This is a genomic window from bacterium (genome assembly GCA_028821235.1).
Classification (GTDB): domain Bacteria; phylum Actinomycetota; class Acidimicrobiia; order Spongiisociales; family Spongiisociaceae; genus Spongiisocius.
Genome location: JAPPGV010000101.1, coordinates 1 through 3240, shown reverse-complemented (window position 1 = coordinate 3240; position 3240 = coordinate 1). Strand labels below are relative to the sequence as shown.

General features: G+C 62.9%; 4 protein-coding genes and 4 tRNA genes. 7 read left to right on the top strand and 1 reads right to left on the bottom strand.

What is annotated here, in order from left to right; genetic code table 11:
• The first annotated feature begins 298 nt into the window (after positions 1 to 298).
• The 4 genes from OXK16_11385 to OXK16_11370 all read left to right on the top strand — a co-directional run bounded on the left by OXK16_11385 (position 299) and on the right by OXK16_11370 (position 1182).
• Positions 299 to 371 (top strand) — tRNA-Gly (locus OXK16_11385).
• A gap of 46 nt (positions 372 to 417) precedes the next feature.
• Positions 418 to 488, top strand: a tRNA-Cys gene (locus tag OXK16_11380).
• A 17-nt stretch (positions 489 to 505) separates the two neighbouring features.
• Positions 506 to 580, top strand: a tRNA-Val gene (locus OXK16_11375).
• Positions 581 to 786: 206 nt separating this feature from the next.
• Complete coding sequence (locus OXK16_11370) at positions 787 to 1182, top strand: hypothetical protein (GenBank protein ID MDE0376547.1); 396 nt, start codon at positions 787 to 789, stop codon at positions 1180 to 1182.
• 92 nt (positions 1183 to 1274) lie between these two features.
• Here the strand turns inward: OXK16_11370 and OXK16_11365 are convergent, their stop codons facing one another.
• Positions 1275 to 1667, bottom strand: coding sequence for a metallopeptidase family protein (locus OXK16_11365; protein MDE0376546.1), 393 nt, complete (start codon positions 1665 to 1667; stop codon positions 1275 to 1277).
• A gap of 68 nt (positions 1668 to 1735) precedes the next feature.
• Between OXK16_11365 and OXK16_11360 the strand changes: the two genes are divergently transcribed.
• From OXK16_11360 to OXK16_11350, 3 genes are all read left to right on the top strand, one after another.
• Positions 1736 to 1807 (top strand) — tRNA-Val (locus OXK16_11360).
• Positions 1808 to 1863: 56 nt separating this feature from the next.
• Positions 1864 to 2562, top strand: coding sequence for an HNH endonuclease family protein (locus OXK16_11355; protein ID MDE0376545.1), 699 nt, complete (start codon positions 1864 to 1866; stop codon positions 2560 to 2562).
• Positions 2563 to 2765: 203 nt separating this feature from the next.
• Positions 2766 to 3240, top strand: a 475-nt coding sequence (locus OXK16_11350; GenBank protein MDE0376544.1) for a hypothetical protein, incomplete at its 3' end; no start/stop codon positions are given.

Genomic DNA, 3240 nt, shown 5'->3' with positions numbered 1-3240 from the left:
CTTGCGAGGAACACCGCTGCCGACGCCATACCACACCGCCATTACACAGACAGACGCGATAGTGGTCTGTCTGTGAAACAACCGGGTGTTCTGGCGGTCATCGGTGTCCCGTCGCTGCGTTCCGCTTCCTCTACGTACCGCTGCGGGTACGCCTTCGTCAGCGGGCCTTGCGAGGAACACCGCTGCCGACGCCACACCACACCGCCATTACACAGACAGACCACTAGGGGTCGCGAAAAACACCGGGGATGATCCGCCTGCCACTCGGGATCGGGCAGACGCTACAATGAGGGGGCACGCGGAAGTAGCTCAGCTGGTAGAGCGCAACCTTGCCAAGGTTGAGGTCGCGGGTTCGAGCCCCGTCTTCCGCTCCCAGCCCGGGCCGGACCGGGCGCGAACCGGCCGGCGCAGGTGTACGGCGACGTGGCCGAGTGGTTAGGCACAGCTCTGCAAAAGCTGCTACACCGGTTCGATTCCGGTCGTCGCCTCGCGTGCATTGGAACCGGGGCGCTTAGCTCAGGGGAAGAGCGCTTCCTTGACGCGGAAGAGGTCACAGGTTCAAATCCTGTAGCGCCCACCAGCCAAATCCCCATTACCTGCCGCTTATCAGCCACTTGGTGGGGATGGAGTTCTCGGTCTTGTATGCACGCGGGTTACGGTTAAGCTACTGCGGTCCGAAAGTCGTTTCGTGCCTGACGTCACACAGTTCCATTACCACGGACGATCGGACCTTGATTACTATCTGATGTGGCACGTCAGTATTTCCGGCCAGAAAGGGAGTTTTCCATGCCGATGGGTGAAGAGCACAAGGCGGCTCTTGCGAAGGGCAAGCGCGAAGCCGCCAAAGTCACGAGGTATCTGAAGGCATTGGAGGCCGGCCAACCCGGCGGCGCGGCACGCGCCAAAGTCCTGGAGCAGAGGATCGAGCGGTTGCGCGATGACATCGCCAACGAGGACAATCTCCTACGGCGTGTCAAGCTGATTCAGAAGCGTTTCGACACGGAGGACAAGCTCAAGGACGTGGACACCTCGATCGACTTTGACGCCTTGGAGGCAGATTTCATCGGGGTTGTGGATTCGTATTCTGAGCGAAACGGGATCAGCTACCACACCTGGCGTGAGGTTGGTGTACCCGCCAGGGCACTAAAGGCTGCGGGAGTCAAGCGCACGCGGCGCATCTAGAGGTACTAGACGTCCAGTCAGACCCGACGGGTGATAACAAACTCGAAGTCAGCCGACTCGGGCCAAGCTAGCCACCTTTTGTCGGCGCCTCCCTAGACCCATCCCAGTTCCGACAATCGGGCGTCGTCGATTCCCAGGTGATGGCCGATCTCGTGCAGGACGGTCCGGCGGATCTCCTCGATAGTGTCAACCCGGTCGAGTTCCATTTCGATGTGGCTGTCCATATAGATGGTGATCCGATCCGGTAGAACGCCCGCATAGTCCATGCCGCGATCGGCCAGCGAGATGCCTTCATAAAGGCCGAGGAGATCCTCGCCCGAGGGATGCCGCTCCTCGACCACCACCACCAGGTTGTCGAGTTTTCCGGCGATGTCACCGGGTATTTCATCGAGAACCTGATCGACGATCCGCTCGAACTCCTGGCGCGTCAGGCTGATGGCGCCCGCTCCGTCCGTGTCATAGGAAGGGGTTATAGATGGGGTCATGAGCAATGACAATTCGTCTCGGATCGGTCGCGGCGCACCCGCCGGGCCCGGCTACACTTGCTGCCCCCGGGCGCTTAGCTCAGCGGGAGAGCGCTGCCTTCACACGGCAGAGGTCACTGGTTCGATCCCAGTAGCGCCCACACTCTTCCACCGGTGGCCCCGTCGGCGCGGCCATCTGCTTCCCACTCTCATCCTGGTGATCCTTCTGGCGGTCTCATGCAGCGGATCCGGCGCGGATAGCGGCGATGATGCGTCTGCGCGCTCCCTTGCGGCCTTCTTCCACTCCGAAGGCAGTACTTGGAACCGGGTTCGGGTGGTCGATCTTCTCGATCGTCTGGTCATTGCCCGCGAAAGATGGACCGGGTACGACCGGGACCTGTTCGTTCATTGGACGGACGAGGACGCGGACGGATGTGATACCCGCAGGGAGGTTCTTCTGAGGGATGCCCATTCCGGTCTCCATCTGGGTAGCGGCCCGGGGTGCCGGATCGTCTCCGGTGTCTGGTACTCGGCTTATGACGATGCCTGGGTGGAAGGCTCGCCCGCCGGTTTGCACGTTGACCATGTGGTGCCCTTGCAGGAAGCATGGGACTCGGGTGCTCATGCCTGGGGTCCGGGCCGTCGGCGGGCCTTTGCCAACGACCTTGACGGCCTGGCCGCGGTTACGGCCGCCGTAAACGAGGCCAAGGGCGCCCACGACCCGGCGCAATGGATGCCGCCCAATCCCGATCACAGGTGCGCTTACGCCGCCTCGTGGATTGCCGTCAAGGCCCGGTGGGAGCTGACCGTCGATGGTCGGGAGGCGGGGTTCCTGCATGACCTCCTCGGCGGTGAGTGCCGAGGTTTGACGATCTGGATGGGCGAGCGGGCACTGTCGGTGCCGGCTCGCGAGTAGTCGCTCTGCCTCTCCTGCTAAGCGTGGACGTTCTCGAGCCTTGCGTGGGGTTTCGAGAGCGAGAAAACCGTAGAAAGGGAGAGTTTGTTCTCCTATGCTGTTAGCGTACTGGTGCCTAGAACGCGAAAATCGGGCGCGGCGGCGGGTTTTCGCATGTCGAGACGACAGGGAATCGGGTCGGCTGGTCGTGTGAAGGAGATGTCTTGAGAAACCGGGCGTTACTAGTAGCAGCAATAGCCATGGTCATGGCGGCGTGCGGCGGAGGCGATGAGACTCCTCCCGAGACTACCGAGGCCTCCGCCGGGGTCACCGCCACCACCAGCCTGGTCACCACAACCTCGGCGCAGGCTTCCACATCCTCCGGCGACTCCGAGCCGTCGGGAACGGTTGCCACCGAGGAAGTAGCGGCGACGGTGGCCGAAGAGGTGGCCGCGACCACCACTGCCACCACCGCGGCTGCGTCCACGGGCACTGCCGAATTGACCAGCGACGACGTTGTGACGCTGCGTGCGCTGGGTCCCGTGACGCTGGGGATGACCGTGGAGGAAGCCGTTGCCGCCTCCGGGCTGGCGCTCTCCCAGGACTTCGGCCGGGCATCGACCGACAATTGTTACTACGTGACGGCCGGCGCCGGCCTGCCGGGCGTGGCCTTCATGGTGGTCGACGGGGCCGTCGTCC